Below are 26,123 nucleotides of genomic sequence, written 5' to 3'. Positions count from 1 at the left end.
CCCTGCTCGGGATAAGGTCTGGCGAGGGAAGACGGAGGGCGGGTGCGGTGGCAGGAGCGGCACGGCGGCGCGACGGGCAGATCGCCCAGGAACGCATGCTCGAAGAGGCCATGGCGGCGATCGCCGAGGACGGACTCGCCGCGCTGACCATGTCCAAGCTGGCCGAGCGGCTCGGCACCAGCGGCGGGCACATCCTGTACTACTTCGGCAGCAAGGACCGGCTCCTGCTGGAGGCCCTGCGCTGGAGTGAGGAACTGCTCACCGGGGAGCGCCGGGCCCTCCTCGGCCGCCGGGTGACGGCCTCCCGCAAGCTCGACCAGTACCTGGAGCTCTACCTGCCCGAGGGGCCGCGCGACCCGCGCTGGACCCTGTGGATCGAGCTGTGGGCCCGTACCGCCTCCAACGAACCGCTCAAGGCGGCCCAGGAGGAGATCGACGACAGCTGGCAGCGGGACCTGGAGACCCTGCTCGCCAAGGGCGTGGACCAGGGCCGGTTCGCCCCCATGGACGTCCCGGCCCGGGCCTCGGAGCTCCTCGCCCTGCTGGACGGTCTGAGCACCCGGGTCGTCCTCGGCCAGCGGGGCGCGGACCGCGCCCGGGCGCTGGCGCAGGCCCGCTCGGCGGCGGCGCTCCTGATCCCCCACGCGTGATCCCCCACGCGTAGCGCGAGGCCCGCCCGGGCCTTTGACTGCCCGGGCGGGCTCGTCCGCCGCCGTCCTCGGCGGACGCTACGGGGTCGGCGGACGCTAGGGGGTCGGCCGCGTGCCGTAGTACGCCTGGCGCATCAGCCGCTTCATGTCGTCGATCATCGGCATCCGCGGGTTGGCGGGGGCGCACTGGTCGGCGTAGGCGTTCATCGCCTGGACCGGCAGGGCCTCCATGAAGGCCCGCTCCTCGACGCCCGCCTCGGCGAAGGAGGCGGGGATCCCGCACTCGGTGCGCAGCTCCTCGACGGCCCGGGCGTACGACTCGACGCCCTCGGCCGGGGTGGCGGCCGGCAGGCCCAGCATCCTCGCGATCTCCTGGAAGCGCTCGGGCGCCCGGTAGACCTCGGCCTTCGGCCACGGGGTGGCCTTGTGGGAGACGGTCCCGTTGTGGCGGATCACGTGCGGCAGCAGGATCGCGTTGGTGCGGCCGTGGGCGACGTGGAAGGTGTTGCCCAGGGTGTGCGCCATGGCGTGCACCAGGCCGAGGAAGGCGTTGGCGAAGGCCATGCCCGCGACGGTCGAGGCGTTGTGCATCCTCTCGCGGGCCTCGGGGTCGTTCGGCCCGTCGACGACGCACCGCCGGAGGTTCTCGAAGATCAGCTTGATGGCCTGGAGGCAGAGGCCGTCCGTGTAGTCGTTGGAGTACGCGGACACGTACGCCTCGGTGGCGTGCGTCAGGGCGTCGAAGCCGGAGTCCGCGGTCACGGTGGGCGGCAGCTCCATGGCAAGGACCGGGTCGACGATGGCGACGTCCGGGGTCAGCGCGTAGTCCGCGAGGGGGTACTTCTGGGCCGCGGCCGGGTCGGAGATGACGGCGAACGGGGTGACTTCGGAGCCGGTGCCGGAAGTGGTCGGGATGGCGACCATCCTGGCCTTCCCGCCGAGCGAGGGGAACCTGTAGGCGCGCTTGCGGACGTCGAAGAACTTCTCCTTGGTGTCCGCGAACTCCACCTCCGGGTGCTCGTACATCAGCCACATGATCTTCGCGGCGTCCATCGGGGAGCCGCCGCCGAGGCCGATGATCGTGTCGGGCCCGAAGTCCCGCATCAGCGCGGCGCCCGCCCGCACGGTCGAGAGTTCCGGGTTGGGTTCGACGCCGTCGATGACCTGGACGGCGACGGAGCCCTCACGGGCCCGGAGGATGTCGGTGACCTTCTGCACGAAGCCGAGGGCGACCATGTTCCTGTCGGTGACGATCGAGACCCGGCTGATGCCCTCCATCTCACCGAGGTAGCGGATGGAGTTGCGCTCGAAGTAGATCTTCGGCGGGACCTTGAACCACTGCATGTTGTTGTTGCGCCGTCCGATCCGCTTGACGTTGACCAGGTTCACCGCGGTGACGTTGTCCGACACCGAGTTGTGGCCGTAGGAGCCGCAGCCGAGGGTCAGCGAGGGCAGGAAGGCGTTGTAGACGTCGCCGATCCCGCCGAACGTGGAGGGCGAGTTGGCGATGACGCGGACCGCCCTGACCTTCCGGCCGAACTCCTCGACGAGCTCCTCGTCCTCGGCGTGGACGGCGGCACTGTGGCCCAGCCCGTGGAACTCGACCATCTCGGCGGACAGTTCGAGACCGTGCTCGGTGTCGGACGCCTTCAGGGCGGCCAGCACCGGGGAGAGCTTCTCGCGGGTCAGCGGCTCGTTCTCGCCGACCTCGGCGCACTCGGCGAGGAGGACGGAGGTGCCCTCGGGGACGGTGAAGCCGGCCTGTTCGGCGATCCACCGCGCGGACCTGCCGACGACCGCCGCGTTGAGCTTCGCGCCGGAGACGTCCGCGGCGTAGGCCGTCGTACCGAATACGTACTGCTCCAGCTTGGTCTTCTCGGCGGCGGAGACCACGTGGGCGCCGAGCCGCCGGAACTCGGCCAGGCCCTGCTCGTAGATCTCCCGGTCCAGGATGACGGCCTGTTCCGAGGCGCAGATCATGCCGTTGTCGAAGGCCTTGGAGAGCACGATGTCGTGGACGGCGCGGCCGAGCCTGGCGCTCTTGTGGACGTACGCCGGGACGTTGCCGGCACCGACGCCGAGAGCGGGCTTCCCGCAGGAGTAGGCGGCCCTGACCATCGCGTTGCCGCCGGTCGCGAGGATGGTGGAGACGCCCGGATGGTTCATGAGGGCTGCGGTCGCCTCCATCGAGGGGGCGGTCACCCACTGCACGCAGTCCTCGGGGGCTCCGGCGGCGACGGCGGCGTCGCGGACGATGCGGGCGGCCTCGGCCGAGCAGTTCTGTGCCGACGGGTGGAAGGCGAAGACGATCGGGTTGCGGGTCTTCAGGGCGATCAGCGCCTTGAAGACGGTGGTCGACGTCGGGTTGGTGACGGGGGTCATCGCGCAGATCACGCCGACGGGTTCGGCTATCTCGGTGATGCCGTTCAGTTCGTCGCGGCGGATGACGCCCGCGGTCTTCAGGCCGCGCATCGAGTTGACGACGTGCTCGCAGGCGAAGAGGTTCTTGACCGCCTTGTCCTCGAAGAGGCCGCGGCCGGTCTCCTCGACGGCGAGCCGCGCGAGTTCGCCGTGTGCGCCCAGAGCTGCCAGGGAAGCCTTCTTGACGATGTGGTCGACCTGCTCCTGGCTGAACGACTCGAACCCGGCGAGGGCGCCCAGCGCCCTCTCGACCAGTCCGTCCACCATCTCGTTGGCCCGCATGGCAGGAACTCCTTCATTTCGAACCCGCCCGGCCACAAGGCCTGCGCGGACCTGTTTTCCTGATGCCTCAATTCGACACCAGAAAGCGGAATCAGTGGCGCCGAAAAAGCCCTTAACCGGGGGACCGAAGGTCCGTTCACGCCCGTTCACGCCCCCCAGGTCACCGTCTTGACCTGGGCATATGCGGGAGGACTAAAGACCCCTGTGCAATTGTGAAAACTTTCACAAGAATTTCGCGCGAAGTGCGCCCTACCGCGCCCCTCCCCCAGCGAGCACAATCACGGTGACCAAGTGGAATCGACCGCGAGGGAGGCAGTGCGTGCGCAATCAGGTGCGCGCCGCGGACGGACGGGCGCTCACGGTGGAGCGCTGGGGCGATCCGGACGGCAAACCGGTGTTCCTGCTCCACGGCATGCCCGGCAGCAGACTCGGGCCGGCCCCCCGGGGCATGGTCCTCTACCAGCGCCGCATGCAGCTCATCGCCTACGACCGGCCCGGTTACGGCGGTTCCGACCGCCACCCCGGCCGCACCGTCGCCGACGTCGCCCAGGACGTGGCCGCCATCGCGGACGCACTGGGCTTCGACACCTTCGCCGTGGCCGGCCGCTCCGGCGGCGGCCCCGGCGCCCTGGCCTGCGCCGCACTGCTGCCGGACCGGGTGACCCGCACGGCGGCCCTGGTCCCGATGGCCCCACGGGACGCCGAGGACCTGGACTGGTTCGCCGGGATGGCCGCGTCGAACGTGAGGGAGTACACCACCGCCGCCAGCGACCCGGAAGAACTGGCGGCCCGGCTCATCCCCCGCGCGGCCGGCATCGCCCGGGACCCCGGGCGGCTCCTCGACGAGCTGCGCCGCGAGCTGACCGCGAGCGACCGCATGATCGTCTCGGACGCCGGCCTGCGGTCGATGCTGCTGCGGAACTACCGTGAGGGGGTGCGGACTTCGGCCTGGGGCTGGATCGACGACATGCTCGCCTTCAGCAGCCCCTGGGGCTTCGATCCCGCCGGCATCCGCTGCCCGGTGCTGATCTGGCACGGGGAGCTGGACGTGTTCTCCCCCGTGGGTCACGCCCGCTGGCTGGCCCGCAGGATCCCGGGCGCCACGACCACCTTCGACCCGGCGGCCGCGCACTTCGCGGCCCTGCGCGCGCTGCCCGACGTCCTCACCTGGCTCCTGCGCGACCTGCCGGCGCCCCCGCTCAGCGAGCAGCGGTCCGCCTGACCCCCTTCGGGCCTCCCGGCGGCGGGCGGCTCCCGGCCCGCCGCCTCCGGCAGCCCGCGGACCTCAGCCCGCGGACCTCAGCCTGTGGACCTCAGCCTGTGGACCTCAGCCTGTGGGGCGGCCCCTTCCCGCCAACACACCCAGCACTTCACCGAGTTGCGACCTGACGGCCGGGTCGTCGATCGTCCCGTCCGGACCGGACGTCCCCCCGGACGACACCGGGATCCGTACGCAGGCCTCCTCGACGATCGCGGCGCCGGTGTAGCCGAGCACCGTGCGCAGCGTGGCGTCCGCGCCCCCGCCGCGGCCCGGGGCGGCGACGTTGACCCAGGCCACGGGCTTGTCGCTGATCTCGGTGCCGCCGACCGTCCAGTCGAGCAGGTTCTTGAAGGAGCCCGGCAGGGTGCCCGCGTACTCCGGGGCGCAGATCAGGATCGCGTCCGCACGGTCGATGGCCGCGCGGAGCGCGGCGACCGGCTCCGGCAGGGGGTCCGTGTCGTCGTCCGGGTTGAAGTGGGGCAGGGCCCCGAGCCCCTCGTAGAGGACCGTGCGCACCCGCGCGGGGTCCTCGGCGGCCACCGCCCGGGCCGTGCGCAGGGCCACCTCGTTGGACGAACCGGCACGCAGGCTTCCGGACAACAGCAGGATCAGCGGTGTGGTGGTCATCAGGCCAACCTACCGAGTGGACTCCGCGCAGGTCAGGCCCGTTCCGTAGGTGGATGGCGGCCGTCCGGTGACCGCCGGGAAGAGAAAAGGATCTTGCCTTTCGGCGAACGGGTGATGAGCCGACCTCGGGTAATGCTGCACGCTTTCTATAGAACGGTTGATCAGGCGTCATGTCTCGGTCGCTCAATGGAGTGTGGCCGAGTAAAGTCCACGCTTGACAGCAGCGCGTCGCTGCTGCCATTCACATGCCCATTCACCATGGCTTCCCCAAGGACGGTGTCGTGAACACTTCCGCAACCCCCCCGACCAGCACGGTCAAGGCCGACCGGGTCCCGCTCGACCGGATCGACGTCCGCAGCGCTTCCGCGGCCGTCGCACTGGGCCGGGTGCTGAAGACGGAATCCGGCCGCTCCGTCCAGGCCCCCATCTTCAACTCCGCTCTCTGAGAGTGGAGTAAGCGCTCTAGACTGGTGGAATGACCGGCCTGATCGCTTTTCGCGAGATCGTCCTGAAAGTTCACAGCAGATGCGATCTTGCTTGTGATCATTGCTACGTCTACGAACACGCAGATCAGAGCTGGCGAGCCCGGCCGAAAGTGATCTCCCCCGAGGTTATTGCGACCACCGCGTCCAGGCTCGCCGAACATGCCCGTGACCATGCACTCCCCTCCGTCACGGTGATCCTCCATGGAGGGGAACCCCTGTTGGCGGGCCCCGCCCGACTCCGCCTCGTGTGCGAGGAGTTCACCCGCGCCCTCGCCGGGACGGCCGACCTCGATCTGCGGATCCACACGAACGGCCTCCAGCTCAGCACCCGATATCTCGACCTCTTCGACGAGTTCGGCGTCCGGGTCGGCATCTCCCTCGACGGCGACCGCGCCGCCAACGACCGCCACCGCCGCTTCGCGGACGGCCGTACGAGCCACCCGCTGGTCCTGGCCGCCGTCGCCCTGCTCCGCTCCGCGCCGTACCGCCACCTCTACCAGGGTCTGCTCTGCACCGTCGACGTGGCCAACGACCCGGTCGCCGTACTGGACGCGCTCGTCGAACTGGAGCCGCCCCGGGTCGACTTCCTCCTCCCCCATGCCACGTGGGAGACGCCCCCGGCCCGTCCCGACGGCGCCCCCGACGCGTACGCCCGCTGGCTGCTGCGGATCTTCGACCACTGGGAGCGGCTCGAACGGCCCGTCCCCGTACGGCTCTTCGACTCCCTGCTGTCCACCCTGCGCGGCGGGCCCAGCCTGACCGAGTCCCTCGGGCTCGCCCCCACCGACCTGGTCGTCGTCGAGACCGACGGCACGCTGGAGCAGGTGGACTCCCTCAAGAGCGCCTTCGAGGGCGCCGCGGCCACCGGCTTCAACGTCTTCGACCATGCGTTTGACCAGGTCGCGGCCCATCCCGGGGTCCGTGCCCGGCAGCTGGGGCTGGCGGGCGTCAGCGATGCGTGCCGCCGGTGCCCCGTCGTACGTTCGTGCGGCGGCGGCCTCTACACGCACCGCTACCGGGCGGCGAACGGCTTCGACAACCCCTCCGTGTACTGCACCGATCTGCGCGAGCTGGTGGACGGGGTCGAGGGCCGCACCGCGGCCGCCACGACCGCTCCGCAGCTGACCGATCCCGACCGGCTGGCCCGCTCCCAGGAGGAGCTCACCCGGGTCCTGCTGGCCCGCCTGCACGCCGATCTCGCCGCCGAGCGCGGCTGGGCCCGCGCCTGGGAGCTGCTCCGCGCGGTGGAGCGGGCCGGGGAGGCGGGCGCGCGGGCGCTGGACGCCGTACTGGACCACCCGTTCACCCGTACCTGGATCCTGGCGGCCCTGGACGGTGCCGGCACCCCGGACGGTGCCGGCACCCCGGACGGCCCCGGCGCCCCGGACGCCGCCGAGTCCGCGCGCAGGCTGACCGCGCTCGCGGCGGCCGCGGTGCTGCGGGGCGGGCTGGACCTGCCGGCCGAGGTGGCCTTCCGCGACGGCGAGGTGTACCTGCCGACGCTCGGGCTGCTGCGGCTCGGAGAACCCGGCACCGAGGGCCGGGCCGTGCTGCGCGTCGCCGACGAGGGGTACGTCGCCCGGGACGGCATCACCGAGCACCGCTTCGGCCCCGCGGCGGGGGACGCGCGCTGGCAGCCCGTACGGACCTGGTCCCCCGGGCCGGACGGGGCCCCGGTCGCGCTGGAGGACCTCGACCCGTACCGCAACTGCTTCGCCCGCCCGCCCAGGCTGCGGCTCGGCGCCGGGGAGGCCGAGGAGTGGCGGGGCCGCCTCGACGGGGCGTGGGCGCTGCTGCGCTCCGCCGTGCCGGGGTTCGCCCGGTCGGCGGCCGACGGGCTGACCACGCTGACCCCGCTCGCGGGCGGCCCGCGGGCCGGCGGCTGGGGCGAGGCGGGCCGGCACGGGCCGGGGGCGCTCGGGGTGCCGTACGCGGCGGGGATCCCGGAGACCGCGCTGGCCCTGCTCACCGGACGGCGCCGGGCGCGGCTGCGGGCGCTGACCGAGGTGGCCGACCTGTACGCGCTGGACGGGCAGTGGCAGCACCCCTCGCCGTGGCGCTCCCGCCCCGTCCCGGTGTCCCGGCTGCTGGCGGACGTGCACGAACGGGTGGCCGTGGAGGCCTACCGCCGGGCCGTGGAGTCGCCGGAGCCGGGCGGTTCGGACCGCATCCACCAGGCCCTGGACCGGCTCGCGGGGGCGGCGGAGCTGACCGTCACCGGCAAGCGGCTGGTGGAGGAGCTCCGCTGGGAGCTCAAGGCGGTGGACGCGTGACGGCCTCCGGCCACGGCAGCACGGGCAACCCCGGCCCGGCCCCGGCAGCCGCGTCGGCACCGGCGCGGGCCGCCTCGGCACCGGCGCGGGCCGCCTCGGCACCGGCGCGGGCCGTGCTCGCGCCGCCGGGCGCGGCCCGCGCCCCGAGCGGCCCGGCCGCGGCGGCAAGCCCGCCCCTGAGCGGGCCCCCGGTCCCGGCCGGCGGCGGCCCGGCCGCGGGCCGGCGCCCGGGCAGGGCGTCCGACGGTCCTGTCCGGGCCGTCGCCGCCCGGGCGGTGACGGCCCCGGCTCCCCCCGGCGGGCCGCGAGGCGTACTGGCCCTCGCCGTGCAGCTGAGGCTGCTCGGGGTGCGGCCGGGGATGCGGCTGCTGGTGCACGCCTCGCTCGGGGGGACGGGCCTCGCCCCGGAGCCCTTGCGGGACGCCCTGCTGGGCGTGCTCGGGCCGCGCGGGACGCTCATGGTGCCCACGTTCACCCCGGAGAACTCCACCACCTCCAGCGCGCACCTGGCGCGGATCGCCGGGCTGTCGGGGCCCGAGGTGCTGGCGTTCCGGGAGCGGATGCCCGCCTTCGACCCGGCGAGCACCCCCGGCCAGGGCATGGGCGCGCTCGCCGAGGCCGTCCGTACCGCGCCCGGAGCCGCGCGCAGCGCCCACCCGCAGACCTCGTTCGCGGCGGTCGGCGGGGACGCGGAGCGGCTCTGTTCCGGACACCGGCTGGAAAGCCACATGGGCGAGGAGTCCCCGCTGGGAAAGATGTGCTGGGAGGGGGCACAGGTACTCATGATCAATGTGGGATTTTCCGTCTGCTCCGCTTTCCATCTCGCGGAGTATCGAATTCCGAACCCCCCCTTGCGCATGTACGAGTGTGTGGTGAAGGTGAACCTTCCAGGGGGAAGGCAGGGGGACCCGCGGGACCGGCAGGGGGACCTGCAAGAGGGGGAGTGGACCTCGTACGAGGACGTCGCGCTGGACGACAGCGATTTCGCCGAGATCGGTGGCGCGTTCCCGGATTCCAGGGTGCGCAGGGGACGGGTGGGAGGGGCCTCGGCCATGCTCTTCTCCCTTCCGGATGCCGTTGATCACGCGCTCGAATGGATGACCGAAAACCGACGCTGATTGACTGAACGATGAGGGGATGCGGCGAAGCAGCTCCGGAATGATGTTCCTTCGCTCGCAATCTTCGGGACGGGGGTCGTGTGCCCGCAAAAAAAGGGGAGCCGTACTTTTTTCTCAGCTACGCGCATACACCGAGATTCGGCGCGGGGGGACCCGACCCGGACATGTGGGTGGAGCGCCTCTTCCGTGATCTCTGCGGTCATGTCATGGCGATGACGGACCTACCCGCCGGATTCCCGGTCGGCTTCATGGACCGGGACATACGCAGCGGTGAGGGCTGGTCGGAACGGCTCGCCGAGGCGCTCGCCAACTGCCGTGTCTTCGTTCCCCTGTTCTCACCGCGGTACTTCACCAGCCAGATGTGCGGCAAGGAGTGGTACGCCTTCGCCCAGCGGGCCATCCAGCACGGGGCCGTCAGCGCGGGCGGCCAGCCGCCGGAGGCCATCGTGCCCGCGTTATGGGTGCCGGTCCCGCCCTCCCAACTGCCAGGCCCGGCCGAGCGGTTGCAGTTCAACCACAACACCTTCGGCGAGCGCTACGTCACCGACGGGCTGTACGGACTGATCAAGCTGCGCGGTTACGCGGAGCAGTACGAGAAGGCCGTCTACGAGCTCGCCCGGCGCATCGTCCACGTCGGCAAGAACGTCGACCTCGCACCCGTGCGGCCGGTGGACTACCGGGTGGTCCCCAGTGCCTTCGGCACCACGGGGAGTCCCGCCGGCGGTCCCTCCCGCACCCTGCACGTGACGGTGGCCGCCTCCTCCCGGCACGACCTGCCGGAGGGCCGCAGCCCCGAGTACTACGGGGACAGCGCCCTGGAGTGGAACCCGTACCACCCGGTCGCCCAGCGGCCCATCGCGTACGTCGCCGAGGACCTGGTCAAGAACCTCAACTACCAGACCACCGTGGCCTCCTTCGACGACGAGGCCGGGCACTTCGACAGCAAGCAGCCGCCGACCCGCCCCGAGATCCTGATCGTCGACCGGTGGGCGGTGGAGGACGAGCACCGGCGCCAGCGCCTGGCCGCCTTCGACCAGGAGCACCGCCCGTGGATCAACGTGGTCGTGCCGTGGAACCGCTACGACAGCCAGAGCCGCGCCAAGGAGGCCGAGCTGGCCCGGCGGCTGGAGGAGACCCTGCCCGTCAAGATGCGGCAGGGCAGGGCCGCGTGCCGGGCCGCCGCCAACGGCGTGGCCAGCATGGAGACGCTCGGCCAGATCCTCCCGCAGGTGGTCGAGGCCGCCGCCCAGCAGTTCCTCAGACACGCCCAGGTGTACCTGCCGGCCGGCAACACCCAGATCGAACGGCCGCGGCTGCTGGGGCCCATGGGAATGGGCGGTCCGCCCGCCCCGCCGAGGGTGCCCTTCCCGGCCGGGGCACACGACGACGCACACGACGCGCACGACGAAGACAGCGACCACAGCCACGACAGCAACGACACCGATCGGGGGGACGCGGATGACAGCGAGTCGTGACAGCGAAGACAGCCGTGACGGACGCATCGTCACCTTCTACTCGTACAAGGGCGGCACGGGCCGCACCATGGCGCTCGCCAACACCGCCTGGATCCTCGCGGCCAACGGCAAGCGGGTCCTCGCCGTGGACTGGGACCTGGAGGCCCCGGGCCTGCACCGCTTCTTCCACCCCTTCCTGGACCCGTCCACCCTCGGGGCCACCACCGGGGTCATCGACCTCATCAGCGAGTACGCGTGGGCCGCGACCAGCCCGGTGCAGCGCGCCGACGACTGGCACCGGGACTACGCGCGGATCCAGCCGCACGCCGTCTCCCTCACCCCCGAGACCCTCGGCTGGGAGTTCCCGGACGGCGGCACCCTGGACTTCGTGTCGGCGGGCCGCCAGAACCGCGAGTACTCGGCGACCGTCTCCACCTTCGACTGGGACAACTTCTACGACCGGCTCGGCGGCGGGCTCTTCTTCGACGCCTTACGGGAGGACATGAAGAGCAACTACGACTACGTCCTGATCGACAGCCGGACCGGCCTCTCCGACATCGCCGACATCTGCACGGTCCACCTGCCCGACATCCTGGTGGACTGCTTCACCCTCTCCGACCAGTCCATCGACGGCGCCGCCTCGGTGGCCCGGCAGATCGACGAGCGGTTCAACGACCGCGGCATCAAGATCTACCCCGTTCCGATGCGCATCGACGAGGGCGAGAAGGAGAAGGCGGACGCGGGCCGGGCGCTGGCCCGGATCAAGTTCGACCGCTTCCCCAACGGGCTGGTCGGGGACGAACTCACCTCCTACTGGGGCGCGGTGGAGATCCCCTACCGCCCCTACTACGCCTACGAGGAGACCCTGGCCACCTTCGGCGACGAGGCCGGACTCACCAACTCCCTGCTCTCCGCCTTCGAGCGGCTCACCACCGTGGTCACCGAGGGCGCCATCACCTCCATGCCGGTCATCGGCGAGGAGGTGCGCCTGCGCATCCGGGACGCCTTCACCCGCCGCCGCCCCGCGCTCCCCGCCGACCTGTTCCTCTCGTACGTCGCCGAGAACCGGATGTGGGCCGACTGGATCGAGTCGGTGCTCACCCGGGCCGGCTTCCGGGTCGTCCCCCGGGACGTCTCCGCCGAACGGACCCCGGGCGCGGACTCCGGGGACACCATCGGCGGTACGGGCATCAGCGTCGACAACGCCGCCCGGACCGTGGTGCTGCTCTCCAGCGCCTACCTCAAGTCCGCCCGTGCCGTGGACGTGTGGGAGCGGGCCGCCGCCGAGGACCCGACCGGGGGCCGGCGCCATCTGGTGGCGCTGCGCGTGGGCGACGTGCGCCTCGCCACGCCGTACATCGACCGCAATCCGGTGGACCTCTTCCGCCTCGACGAGGTGCACGCCACGACCGCGCTGCTGCGCGCGGTGGAGCGGCCGGCGGCCCTGACCGACACCGTGGCCAGCGCCACCCAGCCGGGCCCGCGCTTCCCGGGGACCGTCCCGAAGATCTGGAACGCGCCGCCCCGCAACCCCGGTTTCACGGGGCGTTCCATGGTGCTGGAGCGGATGCGCGACCAGCTCGGCGGCGGCATCTCCGTGGTGCTGCCGCAGCCGCAGACCCTGTTCGGTCTCGGCGGCGTCGGCAAGACCCAGGTGGCGCTGGAGTACGTCCACCGGTTCATGGCCGACTACGACCTGGTGTGGTGGATCTCCTCGGAGCAGACCGACGACGTGGTCGCGGCCCTCGCCGAGCTGGCCGTGCGCCTCGGCGCGCAGACCGGCGAGGACATGGCGGCCGCCTCGCAGGAGGCGATAGACCTGCTGCGGCGGGGGGTGCCGTCCTCGCGCTGGCTGCTGGTCTTCGACAACGCGGACGATCCGGAGACGCTCAAGCGGTTCTTCCCGCCGGGCGGCCCGGGTCACGTGCTGGTGACCTCGCGCAACCAGTCCTGGTCGCAGTACGGCGACGCGCTCCCGGTGGACGTGTTCCTGCGCGAGGAGTCCATCGAGCACCTCCAGCGCCGGGCCCCCGGGCTCAGCAAGGAGGACGCCGAGCAGGTGGCCATAGCGGTGGGGGACCTGCCGCTCGCCGTCGAACAGGCGGGCGCGTGGATCGCGGAGACCGCGACCCCGGTGTCCGCGTACATCGAGCAGCTGGCCCAGCAGGCGGCCCGGGTGCTCGGGCTGAACCAGCCGCCGGGATACCCGGAGCCGGTGGCCGCCACCTGGAACATCTCCATCGAGCGGCTGCAGTCCCGCTCCCCGGCCGCGGTGCGGCTGCTCCAGCTCTGTGCCTTCCTGGCGCCGGAGCCGATCTCGGCGAACCTGCTGTACAGCAAGGAGATGATCGACGCCCTCAAGCCGTACGACTCCTCGCTCCAGGAGAAGCTGGTGCTGGGCCGGGTGATCCGGGAGATCGGCCGGTTCGCGCTGGCCAAGGTCGACCAGGTCAGCAACAGCATCCAGGTGCACCGCCTGGTGCAGGCGGTGATCCGGTCGCAGATGACCGAGGAGGAGCAGCGCGAGGCCCGGCACGCCGTCCACCGGATCCTGGCCGGCGCCCGCCCGGACGACGACGAGCCGATCGACAACCCGGAGACCTGGCCGCGGTTCAACACGATCTGGTCGCACCTGACCCCGTCGGAGGCCCGGTACTGCAAGGAGCCGGAGACCCGCAGGCTGCTGATCGACCGGGTCCGCTACCTGTGGAAGCGCGGTGACTTCAAGGCCGCGTACGCGCTCGGCGAGGAGCTGCGGGAAGCCTGGAAGGAGATGCTGGGCAACGACGACCTGCAGTACCTGTACCTGCGTTTCCACCTGTCGAACATCCTGCGCTCGCAGGGCCGGTTCGTGGAGGCGAAGGAGCTGGACGAGGTCACCCTGGAGCGGCAGAAGGCCGTCCTCGGCCCCTCGCACCCGCACACGTACATGACCATGAGCGGTCTCGCCAACACCCTCGGCGCCCTGGGCCAGTACGGCGAGGCGATGGAGCTGGCGACCGACGCGCACGAGGGCTTCAGCCAGATCTTCCACGAGGCGCACCCGCGCACGCTGGCCGCGGCGAACAACCTGGCGCTGAACCTGCGGCTCGTCGGGCAGTACACCAGAGCCCGCGAGATCGACCAGGAGGTGCACGACCTGCGTACGGAGGTGCTGGGGCCGGAACACCCGTACACCCTGTCCTCCGCGCAGAACCTCGCCCGCGACCTGCGCGAGGTCGGCCGGTACGAGGACTCGGTGCAGCTGCTCAGCCGGACGTACGAGAGCTACAAGCGCACACTGGGCCGGGCCTTCCCGGGCACCCTGGCCGCGGCGAAGAACCTCGCGGTGTCGCTGCGCCGGGCCGGCCAGCTGGAGGACGCGCTCCGGCTGACCACGGCCACCCGGGCCCGCTACCGGGCCAAGTACACCTCGGTCAACCCGGACCTGCTGTCCTGCGAGCTGAACCTGGCCTCGGACCTCTTCGCGACCGGGGAGCCGGGCGCGGCCCGGGACCTGGCGCAGGAGGTGGTGGACGAGTACATGAAGGTGCCGGGCGAGCGGCACCCGTACACCCTGGCGGCCGTGAACAACCTGGCGGTCTTCCACTGGGGCACGGGCGCCGCCGACACGGCGGAGACGATGCTGCGGCAGACGATCCGGCTGATGCGTGACGTGCTGGGCGACAACCACCCGCACACGGTCTTCGCCAACCTCAACCTGGCCAACACCCGGGCCGACCTGGGCGATCCGGAGGGCGCCCTGGAGCTGGAGCGGCTCGCGGTGATGCGGCTGCGGGAGGCGCTCGGGGCACACCACCCGGAGACCCTGGCGAGCGCCTCCAACATGGCGGTCAGCCTGGACTCCATGGGCCGCAAGGAGGAGGCGGCCCGGCTGCGCGCGGAGGCGGTCGGCGAGCTGACGCGGCTGCTCGGCGAGGAGCACGGTCTGACCCGGTACGCCCGTGACGAGCGGCGGGTCCACCGCGACCTGGAGCCGCTCGCCGTGTGATCCGAGGAGGGCGGCGGGGACCCCACCGGTCCCCGCCGCCGAAACGCGATCGATCCGATCGATCCGATCGACAGCAGGGGGGCGCTGTGCCCGACAGCATGACCTTTCGAAACGAGGACCTGCCGGCCCTCTTCCACCACACCGACCAGGCGGCGATCTCCCGGCAGCGCGAGTCCACCCAGGCGACGCGCGCGCAGCTGCTGCTCCTCGTCGCGGCCGCGGCGGCCGCGGCCCTGCCCACGGGCCCCAGGCTGGGCTCGTTGTACCTGTTCGGGCTGGTGAGCGTGGTCGCGTACGCCGGAGTGCTGGGCGTGGGCGTACGGGCGACGAGGCGCCGGGCCCGTCCGCAGTGGCAGCTCAACCGGAGCGCGGCCGAGTTCATCAAGTCTCTGGCCTGGCGGTACGCCGTGCACGGGGCGCCGTTCGGCAGCGACGAGGCGGGGGCGGAGGCCACGTACCGGGTGCGGCTGGAGGCGGGGCTGGACGAGCTGAAGAAGATGGGCTGGGAGGATCCGCGGAGCTCCGGGGCGGTCCCCGAGGGCGGGGAGATCACCGGCGCGATGTTCAGGCTGCGCGGCCTGGACTACCAGGTGCGGCGGGAGACGTACGTCCGGGACCGGCTGATCGAGCAGCGCAACTGGTACCGGCGCAAGACCGAGGTCTCGCGGCGGGCGACGGCCCTGTGGTCGTGGACGATCGTGTTGCTGACCTGTCTGGCCCTGCTGTTCGCCGCGTTCGGGGCGTTCGGTTCGGGGCCCGGGCCGGAGCTGACGGGGCTGCTGAGCACGGCGGCGGCGGCCGGCATCGCGTGGAACGAGGTGCGCCGCCACCATCCGCTGATCGAGGCGCACACGCTGATCGAGCAGGACCTGGCGGCGATGATGGTCGTGATGCAGACCACCATCACCGAGTCGCAGTGGCCTTCGGCGGTGTACGAGACCGAGCGGTACGTCTCGCCCCAGCACACGGACTGGCTGGCCCGGCACAGTAGTTGAGGCACCTGCGCCGAGGGCGTGGCTCAGTCCCGGGTCACGCCCTCGCGCCAGATCACGGTGACCGGCTTGCCGAGGGCGCGGGCGTAGGCGACGATCTCGGCGGTGCCGCCGTGCCCGCGCGCGGGCAGTCCGTCCCAGACGGCGACGAGCCGGTCGCAGGAGTCGGCGATGTAGGTGCCGGCGGCGTAGTAGGCCTCGTCGGTGGAGCGGGGGAAGTCCATCCGGACCTCCTGGGTGGCCCGCCGCTTGAGGCCGCGGTAGCGGGCGAGGGACTCGGTGTCCTCGAAGGAGTCCTCGTAGTCCCCGCTGGGGATGACCACGGTGAGGCCGGCGCCGTATTCCAGGGCGATGGCGGCGAAGAGCTGGTCCGCTCCCTCGGCGAGACTGGAGAGGGCCTCCAACGGCCCTTCGTGGCCGCCCAGTACGGCACGCAGGCCGCTGTCCACATGGGCGAGCACCTCGTCCGGGATGGACCGGTGCCCGGTCACGCCGATTCGCTTCATTCGGAACCCTGCCTCCCCCGTGGACACGGACACCCTGGACATCCTCCCAGAAGGCGGGAGGACGTCCAGGGGTGCGGCGGGGGCGCGTGGGTCACGCGTCAGTAGACGCTGACCCCGTAGGCGTTGAGGGCCTCGACCACGGGCTGGAAGTAGGTGGTGCCGCCCGAGGAGCAGTTGCCGCTGCCGCCGGAGGTGAGGCCGACGGCGCGGGTGCCCGAGTAGAGCGGGCCGCCGCTGTCGCCGGGCTCGGCGCAGACGTTGGTCTTGATCATGCCGTAGACGATGTCGCCGCCGCCGTAGTTGACGGTGGCGTTGAGTCCGGTCACCGAGCCGCTGTGGATGCCGGTGGTGGAGCCGCGCCGGGTCACGGACATGCCGACGGTGGCGTTGACGGCGCTGGTGATGTCCTGGCTGCCGACCGTGCCGGGGTGGGCGAGCGAGGTGTTGTCGTAGCGGATCAGTCCGTAGTCGTTGGTGGGGAAGCTGGAGCCGACCGTCGCGCCGATCGTGGTGGTGTGGGAGGAGTTGGTCCACCAGGTGCCCGCGCCGTCGGTGCAGTGCCCGGCGGTGAGGATGTAGTACGTGGTGCCGCTGCGCACGTTGAAGCCCAGCGAGCAGCGCCAGCTGGACGCGTAGATCGCGTCGCCGCCGGAGATCAGCTTCGACAGCTTGCCGGGGGTGCGCTCGATGCGCAGGGCGCCGGCGTCGGCTCCGGCCTCGCGCTTGATTCTGGCGATGTCGGCGGCGGAGACCGTGGAGTCGGCGGAGACCACCAGGGTGCCGGTGGCGGTGTCGGTGTACCAGGCGGTGCCCGCGACGTCGGCGCGCAGCACGGACGCGCCGACGGAGGCGAGCCGTGCTTCGCTGAAACCGCTGTCCTGCGGTTTCGCGCTCGCCACGGTGGGGGCCGCGAGCGCCGCGACGGCGGCCAGGCCGGTGGCCACCGCGAGGAGCCTGGTACGGGTGATGCGCTTGATCCTCACTTCTCGTCCTCCTGGAGAGGGTTCGGGGGCCCGGCGGCTGTGGGGGTGCCGGCGCCCGTGAGGCGCAGTCGGAGGCATGACCGGCGCGTGAATTTTGGCCGTGCCCCTGACAAGCGCTGTCGGGAGTGTCCTGTCGTCAGATACCGGTCGCAAGGGCGTCTTTCAGCCGCCGCTCGCCCGCCGCCACCTCGAAGGGCAGCACGTTCCCCGGGGGTGGGAAGGGGCAGATGAAGTGGTCCGCGAACGCGCAGGGCGGCAGCAGGGCCCGGTTCAGGTCGACGGTGATCGAGCCGTCCTCCCCGGGGACACCGGGTTTGAGGAAACGGAACCGGTAGCTGGAGCGTCCGCCGGTGGCGTCGCCGAAGACGGCCCAGAGGCTGCCGTCGTCCTCGTCGACGGCGACCTGGAGGGTGTGCTCGACCCCGCCGAATCGGAAGGCGAGCTCACCGCCGAGGCCGAGTCCGCGCACCTGCCCGTCGACGTTGTCCACCTGGACGGTCCGCTGCTCGCCGTACGGCGTGAACCGGCCGGGCAGGACGAATGCGGGATCGTACGGGGTCGCCTCGATGCCGCGGAAGCTCCGGCGGGCCTCGGACGCGGGGTCGAAGACGCGTACCGCCCACTCCCCCTCGCGGCGGATCACGACGAGCCTCAGGTCCCCGGCGGTGAGCCGGGAGCGCGAGGGCGGCCCCTCGTCGGCGGCGAGCACGGCGTCACCGCTGAAGGGCTCGCCGTCGAGCCGAAGGGAATCCCCGGGGGCGGCCGTCAGCTCCACCGCGCCGCCGGCCGCGCGCCACTGCCCCGGAACGGCCGGAATTCGACCTTCCGGGTAATCGGCGAGCCAGTGGGTGCCGATCAGCGCGAGGGGACCATAAGGGGCGGAGACGGTGGCCACCCGATGCTCGTGCCATGCGTGCCAGGCGGCCTGCGGATCATTTGCGTCATCGCTCATGCCGCTCAACCCTTCCACACCGGTCCGGACGGAAACCCCTGGTGGAGCCGGGGTACGCCGTCCGGACCTGCACGGATCGGAAGGGGGAACGGGCCTGACGGGCCCTCAGGCCGAGCGAGCCTCAGCAGTCGCAGCCGCAGTCGCACCCGTCGCAGCAGCAGCCGTCACAGTTGCAGCAGTCACAGCCGTCGCATCCGTCACAGTTGTCGCACCAGGGCTGCTTGCGCTCCCGGGACCACGGGCCCTCGTGCTCGGTGCAGCACAGCTGGCACGTGCAGAACAGCCCGATGGCCACCGCGCAGCCCGCGAGCAGCCCGCGCCGCGGCCGCTGCGGGGGCAGACCGCCGCCACCACCGCCGCCACCCCAGCCCGGCCCGCCGGGGCCCATGGGCGGGGCCGCACCGGGGCCGCCGGGGGCGTACGGGTTCGAGCCGTACGGGTTCGAACCGTACGGGGCACCGCCGGACTGGGGGCTGCCCGCGTACGGGTTCGCGACGTACGGTCCGCCGCCGCCCTGCCCGGCGGAGTTCGTCGCTGCGTGCCCGTGGCCGCAGCTGCTCGTGCCGAAGGCCCGGTCCACCGAGGTGCGCAGCTCGTGCACCAGCAGCCGGTGGGCGAGTCCCGCGTCCGAGAACTCCACCTCGCGCAGCGCGAGCCGGATGCCGTGCAGCGCGTCGTCGCACAGCCGGCGGGCCTCGGTGAGGGAGGTGCCGGTGGCCGTGAGCGGGTTCCAGGCGCCCGCCGCGGCGTCCGCGGCCTGGTCCTCGACCGCGTCGAGGAGGTGGGCGAGCCGCCCGAAGTACCGGCCCGCCTCCGCGAGCGCGGGGGCGTTGCCTGGCCGTCCGGCGAGCTGGGCGGTATGGGCGAAGGCGGCGGCCGTCGCGGTCTCCGTCGGCTCGGTCACGACGAGCACGGAGGTGCCGGGGCCGGCGAGCGTCTCGATGCCCGCCTGCCGGTCCACGGCGTCGACGAGCACGGCCGTGTCGAAGCCGAGCGAGGCGCCGGTGCGGGCGCCGGCGCGGTCCCAGCCACGGGCGACCTTGCGGGCGGCCATGGCGATGGGGGCGCGGGCCAACAGCCCGTCGCGGTCCGCCACGTGGTCCCGCACCTTCGCCGAGGCCAGTACGAGCGAGACGGCCGCGGCGAGCCGCGCGCCCTCGCCGTTGGCCACGGAGGCGGTGCGCATCCCGCGCAGGGGGCAGGGGCCCGCGGTGCGCCGGGAGCCGGCGGCCGGGCCCGACTGAGCATCCGTCAGAACGGAGACGAGCAGACCGTCGTAGTTGGTGACGATCCTCGCGAACTGGCCGTGGTCACCCCGAAGTGCCAGGCAGAGGCCGCAGAGATGGGCCATCCACTCCGCCTTGAACCGTTCGCCGAGCCGGTGCGTGCAAGGTCTGACTATGCCGAACAAACCGCTTCCCCCGTGAGTCGTACGCGTGCCTGCGGGGCATCGTACCGAGCCCGCGCCGTCACCCGGACGCCGCAATCGCTCACCCATTCGGAGGTAGCAGTCGTATTTTCACTCAGACAGCAGTGGTAGCTGCCAGGATCCTTGACCGTGCAACGGATGTTCTGCACCAGTACCGTCACGAAACCCCTGCGCGGCGACTATCCACTTGGCGCGTTGTCAGCATCATGGACGAGCATAGGGGCAGCGGTGAAGAAGACAGACTGACCGCGATGAAAGGAGGCAGTCCATGGGTTCGGTGCGCAAGGCGAGTGCCTGGCTGGGTCTCGTGGAGGACAGTGACGACGAGCGTTACTACGACGACGACTACGCGGAGGCGGTGGAGCGCCAGCACGGAGCGGTGTCCGGCCCCGGCGACGCGTGGGTCACCGACCCCCGGGTCAAGGTGGCCTCCGAGTCGGCGGTGGAGCACGGCCGGCGGATCGCGACGGTCACCCCGGACGGCTTCCGTGACGCGCGGGGCATCGGCGAACTGTTCCGCGACGGCGTCCCGGTCATCGTGAACCTGTCCTCGATGGACCCGAGCGACGCGAAGCGCGTCGTCGACTTCGCGGCCGGACTGACCTTCGGGCTGCGCGGATCCATCGAGCGGGTGGCGACCAGGGTCTTCCTCCTGACCCCGGCCGACACCCAGATCGTCAGCGGCGAGCCCGCCGGCCGCTCGCGCGACTTCTTCAACCAGAGCTAGGCAGGGCCCTCACCGGAACGCGTCGAGCCCGGTGAGCGCCTTGCCCAGCACCAGTTGGTGCATCTCGACGGTGCCCTCGTAGGTGAGGACCGATTCGAGGTTGGTGGCGTGCCGCATGACGGGGTATTCGAGGGAGATCCCGTTGGCACCGAGGATGGTCCGCGCGGTGCGACAGATATCGATGGCCTCGCGGACGTTGTTGAGCTTGCCGAAGCTGATCTGCTCCGGCCGCAGGGTGCCCGCGTCCATCCGCCGGCCCAAGTGGTGGGCGAGCAGGATGCCCTTGTGGAGTTCGAGGGCCATGTCCGCGAGCTTGGCCTGGGTGAGCTGGAAGCCCCCGATCGGCTTCCCGAACTGCTCCCGCGTCCTCGCGTAGTCGAGCGCGGCCTCGAAGCTGGCGCGCGCCGCGCCCATGGATCCCCAGACGATTCCGTACCGCGCGTGGCTGAGGCAGCCGAGCGGGCCCTTGAGCCCGGTCACTCCCGGCAGCACCGCGTCGGCGGGCAGCCGTACGTCGTCCATGACCAGCTCGCTCGTCACGGACGCCCGCAGGGACCACTTGTGCTTGATCTCCGGTGCGGAGAAACCGGGAGCGTCCGTCGGGACGGCGAATCCGCGGATCCCCTCGTCGGTCTGCGCCCACACCACCGCGACCGCGGCCACGGAACCGTTGGTGATCCACATCTTGCGCCCGTTCAGCACCCAGTCGCCGCCGTCGCGCTTCGCGTACGTCCGCATCGCGGCGGGATCGGAGCCCACGTCGGGCTCGGTCAGCCCGAAGCAGCCGATCAGCTCACCGGCCGCCATCCCGGGCAGCCAGCGCTGCTTCTGCTCCTCGGAGCCGTACTTCCAGATCGCGTACATGGCCAGCGAGCCCTGCACGGAGACCAGCGAGCGGATCCCGGAGTCGGCGGCCTCCAGCTCCAGGCAGGCGAGCCCGTACTGCACGGCACTGGCCCCGGCGCACCCGTAGCCGGTGAGGGACATGCCGAGCGCCCCGATGGAACCCAGCTCCCGGGCCAGCTCCCGGATCACGGGCAGCTCGCCGCTCTCGTACCACTGGGCGACGTGGGGCAGCACCCGGTCGGCGGCCCAGTCGCGGACGGTGTCCCGGATGGCGAGGTCCTCGGGCCCGAGGAGCTCGTCGAGCCCGAGCGGATCGGTGGGGACGAAGGACACGGGGCCTCCCGGCGGCCTGGGCGGCCCCGAGGGCCGCGTTTTTGCCGGGGGCCGCGTCGCGGCCGGCCCGGCCGACAGAACCTAGCAGCGCAAGTTTTCACGCCGCGCCGCTGACGCTACCGACCTCGGCCGTACGAAATCCAGCCCCACCTTCCCGGCTCCGACCACATCCAGCCCCTCCGGCGTTTGAGGAGCGGGGTCCGAGGCGGAGCCCCCGTCTCTGAGCCGCACCGGTCAGCCGGCATCAGCCGAAATCCAGCCCCGCCGGCGATTGAGGCGCGGCGTCCGGGGCAGCGCCCCGGCGGCGGAGCCGCAGCCGAAGGCTCAGCCCGCCTGCTCCACCGGGGAAGGGCACGGCTCGGCCTTCACCTGCGCCGGCACGGCGACCCGGGGGCCGGGGGCCGACCCCTGCGCCGGCAGCCCGGCCTCCGCCTCCGCCTCACCGCCGGACGGCACACCGCACTCCATGACCTTCGGCAGCTTCAGCGCCATCACCGCCCCCGCGAACAACAGCCCCGCACTCACCACGAGAGTGACGTGCAGCCCGTGCACGAACGAGTGGCGCGCCGCGGCGTACAGCGCGGCCCCGGCCGGCCCGCCGAGGTGCGCGGCGATCTGGTAGGCCTCGCCCAGGGAATTGGCGGCGCCCGCCGAGTCCGCCGCCGCGACCCCCGGCACGTCCGCCAGCCCCGGCCGGTACGCGGCGTTCATCACGCTGCCCAGCAGCGCGATGCCCATGCCCGCGCCCAGCTGGTACGAGGTCTCGCCGATCGAGGCCGCGCCGCCGGCCGTCGCCGCCGGGGCTTCGCTGAGCATCGACTCGTACGCCGCGAACAGCGTGGTCTGCAGCCCGAAGCCGAGGAGCACGAAGCCCACCGTCAGCAGCACGGGCCGGTCGTTCTGCCCCATCAGCGTCAGCAGCAGCACCGCGAAGGCGGTGAGCACGAAGCCCAGGGACACCATCGTGCGCGGCCCGACCCGGGACAGCGTGTACGAGCCGGTGGCGCCCGCGGCCATGGCGGCGAAGGTGAGCGGCAGCAGCCGCAGGCCGGTCTCCAGCGGGCTCAGGCGCAGCACCAGCTGGAGGTACTGCACGGCGATCAGCTCCAGGCCGACCAGCGCCAGCATGGCCAGGACGATGCAGCCGACGGAGGTCGAGAAGGCCGCCCGGGAGAACATCCGCATGTCGATCAGCGGGTGCTCGCGCTGCTTCTGGCGCCGCACGAAGAGCACGAGCAGCACCACGCCGAGCGCGAGCGGTACCAGTGCCTGCGGGTCGAGCAGGTGGCGCTCCGCGCCGAGCCGCTTGATCCCGAGGACCGTGCCGAGCACTCCGGCGGCGGCCATCAGCGCGCCCAGCACGTCCCAGGGCCCGTCCGCCGCGCCGCGCGACTCCGGCAGCAGCCACCGTCCGAGCGGCAGGATCAGCGCCATCAGCGGGATGTTGATGAGGAAGACGGAACCCCACCAGTAGTGCTGGACGAGGAACCCTCCGAGCACGGGCCCGCTGGCAGCGCCTATCGCGGCGACGGCGGTCCAGATGCCGATGGCCAGCGCCCGCTCGCGCCGGTCGGGGAAGACCTGGCGGAGGATGGACAGCGTGGCGGGCATGATCATCGCCCCGCCGATGCCGAGCAGGGCACGCGCGGCGATGAGGACCTGGGCGTTGTCCGCGAGGGCGGCTATGGCCGAGGCCACGCCGAAGAGCCCGTATCCGAGGAGGAGGATCCGGCGGCGGCCGACCCGGTCGCCGAGGGTGCCGAAGAGGATCAGGAGCGCGGCGCAGACCAGCGGGTAGGCGTCGACGATCCAGAGGAGCTCGATGGAGCCGGGGCGCAGGTCCTCGGTGACGGACGGCACGGCCACGTGCAGGATCGTCGCGTCGAGCGCGACGAGGACCAGGCTGACGCAGAGGACGGCCAGGACGACCCAGCGGTTGGTTCCGCCGGAGGCCGCGCAGAGCCGCTGCCAGGGGGAAGGGGCCTTGACCCCGGCCGCGTTCGTCCCCGACATGCATGTACCTCCCAGGTGATCCCTCGGGCTCGGCGGACCAGCGTCTTGTGGAGCCACGGGGGGTGGTGCGCTGTGCGGCGTCCAACGGGGTCCGGCATCGACACGCGAGTGAACGATCAGCGTACGCGAGTTCGTCTGCCGGGCACGTGGCCAAGCTCTCATCCCGGCGGCGCCCCGCGTGTGGTGTGCGCCACTCCCCTCCACCCCCCGTCTCCCCCGCGTACACGCGCGATCACGGTGCGCAGTTCCCGCCGCCTTCCCCGCCCGGGCCGCGGCCCGGGTCGGCGGTCGCCGCCACCGATAATCATGCCCGTGAAGGATCTTGGATTTCGCCGGGCCGCGCCCGCGCTCGCCGTCTTCGCCGCCGTCCGGCTGCTCGGGGTGGCGGTGCTCGCGGTGTGGTGCGCGGCGGCCGGCAGCAGCCCGCACACGCTGCTGTCGGCCCGCTGGGACTCGCTCTGGTACGCCCGCATCGCCGCGGAGGGATACGGGTACGAGGTGGCCCTCCCCAACGGGGACGTCCACTCGAACCTGGCGTTCTTCCCGCTGCTGCCCTGGCTGGAGCGGCTGGTGTCGGCGCCGACCGGGCTGTCGTACGGCTCCGCGGGGCTGGTGGTGTCGGTGGTCGCCGGGCCGGCCGCGGCCTGGGGGATCTTCGCGGTGGCCGAGCTCGTGCACGGCCGGCGCGCCGGGGTGTTCGCCGCCGGGGTCTGGGCGGCGCTGCCCGTCGGGATCGTGCAGTCGATGGCGTACAGCGAGTCGCTCTTCACGGCGCTGGCGGCCTGGTCCCTGTACGGGGCCCTGCGCGGGCGGTGGCTGACGGCGGGACTGCTCGCCGCGGCGGCCGGGCTGACCCGCCCGGTCGGGGCCGCGGTGGTCGCGGCGGTGTGGGTGGCCGTCGTACTGGCCGTGCGTCACGGGGAGCGGTCGTGGCGGATGGCGGCGGGTGCGCTGCTCGCTCCGGCGGGCGCGGCGGCGTACGTGCTGTGGGTCGGGGCGCGCACCGGGGGCGGCCTGTTCGGATACCTGGACGTGCAGGGCGGCTGGGGCAACGGCTTCGACGGCGGCCGGGCCTTCGCCCGGTTCATCGGCGGGAAGCTGGCCTCCCCCGCCTTCCCCGCCGGGGTGGCGCTGATCGCGGGGGTGCTGCTCGTGCTGTGGCTGTACGCGACGTGCGTACGGCAGCGGCAGCCGGCGCCGCTGCTCGTGTACTGCGGGATCGTCGTGGCGCTGGCGCTGTGCGCCTCCGGGTACTTCGGCTCCAAGCCCCGGCTGCTGATCCCCGCCTTCCCGCTGCTGCTGCCCGTGGCGCTGGCGCTGGCCCGGTGGCGGACCGTGCGGGCGGGCGCGGTCCTGGGCGCGGCGGCGCTGGCCTCGGCGGTGTACGGGGCGTTCTGGCTGAACGGCTCGGGGCCTCCGTAGAAATGGAAACGGCACAACGGCATAAAGCTCGGATAAGCACGGGAAACAATTACCGGAACGGCCGATCAAGGCCTGCTCAACCCCTGCCGAAATAACCGGAATTAAGTCTCGCGTGAGACCAACTCCACATCACATGGTCATCACAAAGCCCGCGATTCGCCCGGCTTGAGCAGCGGCGCGCGGTAACGTCGATTGAGTGCGTACCGATCAAATCCTGACCCGTCTGGAGCGGGTCTTCGCCCGGCTGGACCGGGAACCGGAGCGACCGGCTCATCTGCAAACCCCGCAGATGAGCCGGCACCGCGTCGTACTCCTGGGATCGACCCTCGCCTTCTACCTCGCGATCGTGGTGGCCGTGCTGACCACGTCCTGGCTCGTCCGCCTGGACTGGCAGGTCATGTTCTTCCGGCCCTACGAGCAGTGGCCGCAGGTGCACGCGTTCCTCGACTACCTCGTCGTGCTCGGCCAGCGCGGGCCCACCGCGGTCATGGTCGCCGCCTGGCTCGGCTGGCGCTCCTGGCGGCAGCACACCCTCCGCCCCCTGATCGCCCTCGGCGTGGCCCTGCTCCTCCTCAACATCACCGTCGGGGCCGTGAAGCTCGGCCTCGGCCGGCTCGGTCCGCACTACGCCACGGAGATCGGCTCGGCCGAGCTCTTCGCGGGCGGCGATATATTTCCTTCCGGCCACACCGCCAACGCCGTTGTGACCTGGGGAATCCTGGCCTACCTGGCCTCCACCGTGGTCACCCGGCGGGTGCTGTCCGTGGTCTCCGCGGTCGTCTCGCTGAGCGTGGGCGCCACCACCGTGTACCTCGGCACGCACTGGGTCAGCGACGTGCTGCTCGGCTGGTCCGCCGGCCTGCTGATCCTGCTGGCCCTCCCCTGGTTCGAGCCGCTGATCGCCCGGTCCGAGGCGTACGTCTTCGAGCTGCGCGAGCTGCTGCGCCGCCGTGCCGAGACCGGACGTATGCCCGCCCCGGTCGTCACCGCGCTCACCCCGCTCCTCTCCGCGGGCGGCAAGTGGCAGCTGCGGCCCGTCGGCGACGCGGCCCCGGAGCCGGCCGCGGGACCCGTCCCGCAGCCCGCGGCCGCGGCGGTCGCCGCACACTCCCCGGCGCCCCGGCCGGCCGCGCACGTGTCCGGACGCCAGCACGTGATCCGGTCCGAGCGGACCCCGGTCACCCCGGTCGGCAGCCGCCGGCCGCCCCACGGCGAGCGGGCTCCCGCCCGGGGGACGGCCGCGGCCGCGGCGCGTCCGGTCGCCGGCGGCTGAGCACCCCCGCGCGGGCCGGTACGCACCACCTCACCCGCGCGGCACGAAGGCGGGCCGGGTCCTGGACCCGGCCCGCCTTCGCCGT

The 26,123-nt window shown here is 72.2% G+C and carries 19 protein-coding genes; 11 read left to right on the top strand and 8 right to left on the bottom strand.

What is annotated here, in order from left to right; translation table 11 throughout:
• Positions 1 to 47 precede the first annotated feature (47 nt).
• Entirely contained in the window at positions 48 to 650 is a 603-nt protein-coding gene (locus tag ACZ6Y1_RS27520; protein WP_469635326.1) for a TetR/AcrR family transcriptional regulator, read from the top strand.
• 96 nt (positions 651 to 746) lie between these two features.
• Here the strand turns inward: ACZ6Y1_RS27520 and adhE are convergent, their stop codons facing one another.
• Positions 747 to 3,353, bottom strand: coding sequence for a bifunctional acetaldehyde-CoA/alcohol dehydrogenase (gene adhE / locus ACZ6Y1_RS27515; RefSeq protein ID WP_469635323.1), 2,607 nt, complete (start codon positions 3,351 to 3,353; stop codon positions 747 to 749).
• Positions 3,354 to 3,672: 319 nt separating this feature from the next.
• Here adhE and ACZ6Y1_RS27510 point away from each other — a divergent pair, with 319 nt between their 5' ends.
• On the top strand, positions 3,673 to 4,575 hold the full coding sequence (locus ACZ6Y1_RS27510) for an alpha/beta fold hydrolase (RefSeq protein ID WP_469635320.1): 903 nt from the start codon (positions 3,673 to 3,675) through the stop codon (positions 4,573 to 4,575).
• Positions 4,576 to 4,680: 105 nt separating this feature from the next.
• Here the strand turns inward: ACZ6Y1_RS27510 and ACZ6Y1_RS27505 are convergent, their stop codons facing one another.
• Positions 4,681 to 5,241, bottom strand: coding sequence for an NADPH-dependent FMN reductase (locus tag ACZ6Y1_RS27505; protein WP_469635317.1), 561 nt, complete (start codon positions 5,239 to 5,241; stop codon positions 4,681 to 4,683).
• A gap of 281 nt (positions 5,242 to 5,522) precedes the next feature.
• On the opposite strand from ACZ6Y1_RS27505, the gene ACZ6Y1_RS27500 reads away from it, so the two are divergent.
• The 6 genes from ACZ6Y1_RS27500 (at position 5,523) to ACZ6Y1_RS27475 (ending at position 15,557) form a co-directional block, all read left to right on the top strand.
• On the top strand, positions 5,523 to 5,687 hold the full coding sequence (locus ACZ6Y1_RS27500) for an FxSxx-COOH cyclophane-containing RiPP peptide (protein WP_469635312.1): 165 nt from the start codon (positions 5,523 to 5,525) through the stop codon (positions 5,685 to 5,687).
• A gap of 29 nt (positions 5,688 to 5,716) precedes the next feature.
• Positions 5,717 to 7,999: a radical SAM/SPASM protein FxsBH, inactivated beta-hydroxylase extension form gene (gene fxsBH / locus ACZ6Y1_RS27495; RefSeq protein WP_469635308.1), complete on the top strand. Its 2,283-nt coding sequence runs from the start codon at positions 5,717 to 5,719 to the stop codon at positions 7,997 to 7,999.
• The gene (locus ACZ6Y1_RS27490; protein ID WP_469635304.1) at positions 7,996 to 9,117 is read left to right on the top strand and encodes an AAC(3) family N-acetyltransferase; all 1,122 of its coding nucleotides are present in this window, start codon (positions 7,996 to 7,998) and stop codon (positions 9,115 to 9,117) included. The genes fxsBH and ACZ6Y1_RS27490 overlap by 4 nt, the downstream gene beginning before the upstream one ends.
• An 80-nt stretch (positions 9,118 to 9,197) precedes the next feature.
• Complete coding sequence (locus tag ACZ6Y1_RS27485) at positions 9,198 to 10,592, top strand: TIR-like protein FxsC (RefSeq protein WP_469635301.1); 1,395 nt, start codon at positions 9,198 to 9,200, stop codon at positions 10,590 to 10,592.
• A complete protein-coding gene (fxsT, locus tag ACZ6Y1_RS27480; RefSeq protein ID WP_469635298.1) occupies positions 10,576 to 14,562 on the top strand; it encodes an FxSxx-COOH system tetratricopeptide repeat protein in 3,987 nt (1,328 codons plus the stop codon). Before ACZ6Y1_RS27485 ends, fxsT begins: the two co-directional genes overlap by 17 nt.
• Before the next feature lie 98 nt (positions 14,563 to 14,660).
• Positions 14,661 to 15,557: a DUF4231 domain-containing protein gene (locus ACZ6Y1_RS27475; RefSeq protein WP_469635295.1), complete on the top strand. Its 897-nt coding sequence runs from the start codon at positions 14,661 to 14,663 to the stop codon at positions 15,555 to 15,557.
• 23 nt (positions 15,558 to 15,580) lie between these two features.
• Here ACZ6Y1_RS27475 and ACZ6Y1_RS27470 read toward each other — a convergent pair whose 3' ends face one another.
• The 4 genes from ACZ6Y1_RS27470 to ACZ6Y1_RS27455 form a co-directional block, all read right to left on the bottom strand.
• The gene (locus ACZ6Y1_RS27470; protein WP_469635292.1) at positions 15,581 to 16,060 is read right to left on the bottom strand and encodes a hypothetical protein; all 480 of its coding nucleotides are present in this window, start codon (positions 16,058 to 16,060) and stop codon (positions 15,581 to 15,583) included.
• 98 nt (positions 16,061 to 16,158) lie between these two features.
• Positions 16,159 to 17,043, bottom strand: coding sequence for a S1 family peptidase (locus tag ACZ6Y1_RS27465; RefSeq protein ID WP_469635288.1), 885 nt, complete (start codon positions 17,041 to 17,043; stop codon positions 16,159 to 16,161).
• A gap of 136 nt (positions 17,044 to 17,179) precedes the next feature.
• Positions 17,180 to 17,995: a DUF1684 domain-containing protein gene (locus ACZ6Y1_RS27460; protein WP_469635285.1), complete on the bottom strand. Its 816-nt coding sequence runs from the start codon at positions 17,993 to 17,995 to the stop codon at positions 17,180 to 17,182.
• 121 nt (positions 17,996 to 18,116) lie between these two features.
• A complete protein-coding gene (locus ACZ6Y1_RS27455) occupies positions 18,117 to 19,406 on the bottom strand; it encodes a DUF5685 family protein (RefSeq protein WP_469635282.1) in 1,290 nt (429 codons plus the stop codon).
• A 286-nt stretch (positions 19,407 to 19,692) separates the two neighbouring features.
• Here ACZ6Y1_RS27455 and ACZ6Y1_RS27450 point away from each other — a divergent pair, with 286 nt between their 5' ends.
• A complete protein-coding gene (locus ACZ6Y1_RS27450; RefSeq protein WP_469635279.1) occupies positions 19,693 to 20,151 on the top strand; it encodes a cell division protein SepF in 459 nt (152 codons plus the stop codon).
• Positions 20,152 to 20,160: 9 nt separating this feature from the next.
• Here the strand turns inward: ACZ6Y1_RS27450 and ACZ6Y1_RS27445 are convergent, their stop codons facing one another.
• Positions 20,161 to 21,330, bottom strand: coding sequence for an acyl-CoA dehydrogenase family protein (locus tag ACZ6Y1_RS27445; protein ID WP_469635276.1), 1,170 nt, complete (start codon positions 21,328 to 21,330; stop codon positions 20,161 to 20,163).
• A gap of 324 nt (positions 21,331 to 21,654) precedes the next feature.
• Positions 21,655 to 23,343: an MFS transporter gene (locus ACZ6Y1_RS27440; protein WP_469635271.1), complete on the bottom strand. Its 1,689-nt coding sequence runs from the start codon at positions 23,341 to 23,343 to the stop codon at positions 21,655 to 21,657.
• 306 nt (positions 23,344 to 23,649) lie between these two features.
• Here ACZ6Y1_RS27440 and ACZ6Y1_RS27435 point away from each other — a divergent pair, with 306 nt between their 5' ends.
• Both ACZ6Y1_RS27435 and ACZ6Y1_RS27430 read left to right on the top strand, forming a co-directional pair.
• On the top strand, positions 23,650 to 24,765 hold the full coding sequence (locus ACZ6Y1_RS27435; RefSeq protein WP_469635266.1) for a hypothetical protein: 1,116 nt from the start codon (positions 23,650 to 23,652) through the stop codon (positions 24,763 to 24,765).
• A gap of 196 nt (positions 24,766 to 24,961) precedes the next feature.
• Positions 24,962 to 26,038, top strand: coding sequence for a phosphatase PAP2 family protein (locus ACZ6Y1_RS27430; RefSeq protein WP_469635263.1), 1,077 nt, complete (start codon positions 24,962 to 24,964; stop codon positions 26,036 to 26,038).
• Positions 26,039 to 26,123 lie beyond the last annotated feature (85 nt).

The organism is Streptomyces sp. NPDC053432, from assembly GCF_055585365.1.
Note: the sequence above shows the minus strand (reverse complement) of the source record. Positions and strands in the feature narration are given on the sequence as shown.

Coding starts and splice junctions, on each gene's coding strand:
- adhE (WP_469635323.1), bottom strand. CDS start 3,353: ATGCGGGCCAACGAGATGGTGGACGGACTGGTCGAGAGGGCGCTGGGC.
- ACZ6Y1_RS27505 (WP_469635317.1), bottom strand. CDS start 5,241: ATGACCACCACACCGCTGATCCTGCTGTTGTCCGGAAGCCTGCGTGCC.
- fxsBH (WP_469635308.1), top strand. CDS start 5,717: ATGACCGGCCTGATCGCTTTTCGCGAGATCGTCCTGAAAGTTCACAGC.
- fxsT (WP_469635298.1), top strand. CDS start 10,576: ATGACAGCGAGTCGTGACAGCGAAGACAGCCGTGACGGACGCATCGTC.
- ACZ6Y1_RS27475 (WP_469635295.1), top strand. CDS start 14,661: ATGACCTTTCGAAACGAGGACCTGCCGGCCCTCTTCCACCACACCGAC.
- ACZ6Y1_RS27470 (WP_469635292.1), bottom strand. CDS start 16,060: ATGAAGCGAATCGGCGTGACCGGGCACCGGTCCATCCCGGACGAGGTG.
- ACZ6Y1_RS27460 (WP_469635285.1), bottom strand. CDS start 17,995: ATGAGCGATGACGCAAATGATCCGCAGGCCGCCTGGCACGCATGGCAC.
- ACZ6Y1_RS27450 (WP_469635279.1), top strand. CDS start 19,693: ATGGGTTCGGTGCGCAAGGCGAGTGCCTGGCTGGGTCTCGTGGAGGAC.
- ACZ6Y1_RS27440 (WP_469635271.1), bottom strand. CDS start 23,343: ATGTCGGGGACGAACGCGGCCGGGGTCAAGGCCCCTTCCCCCTGGCAG.
- ACZ6Y1_RS27435 (WP_469635266.1), top strand. CDS start 23,650: ATGCCCGTGAAGGATCTTGGATTTCGCCGGGCCGCGCCCGCGCTCGCC.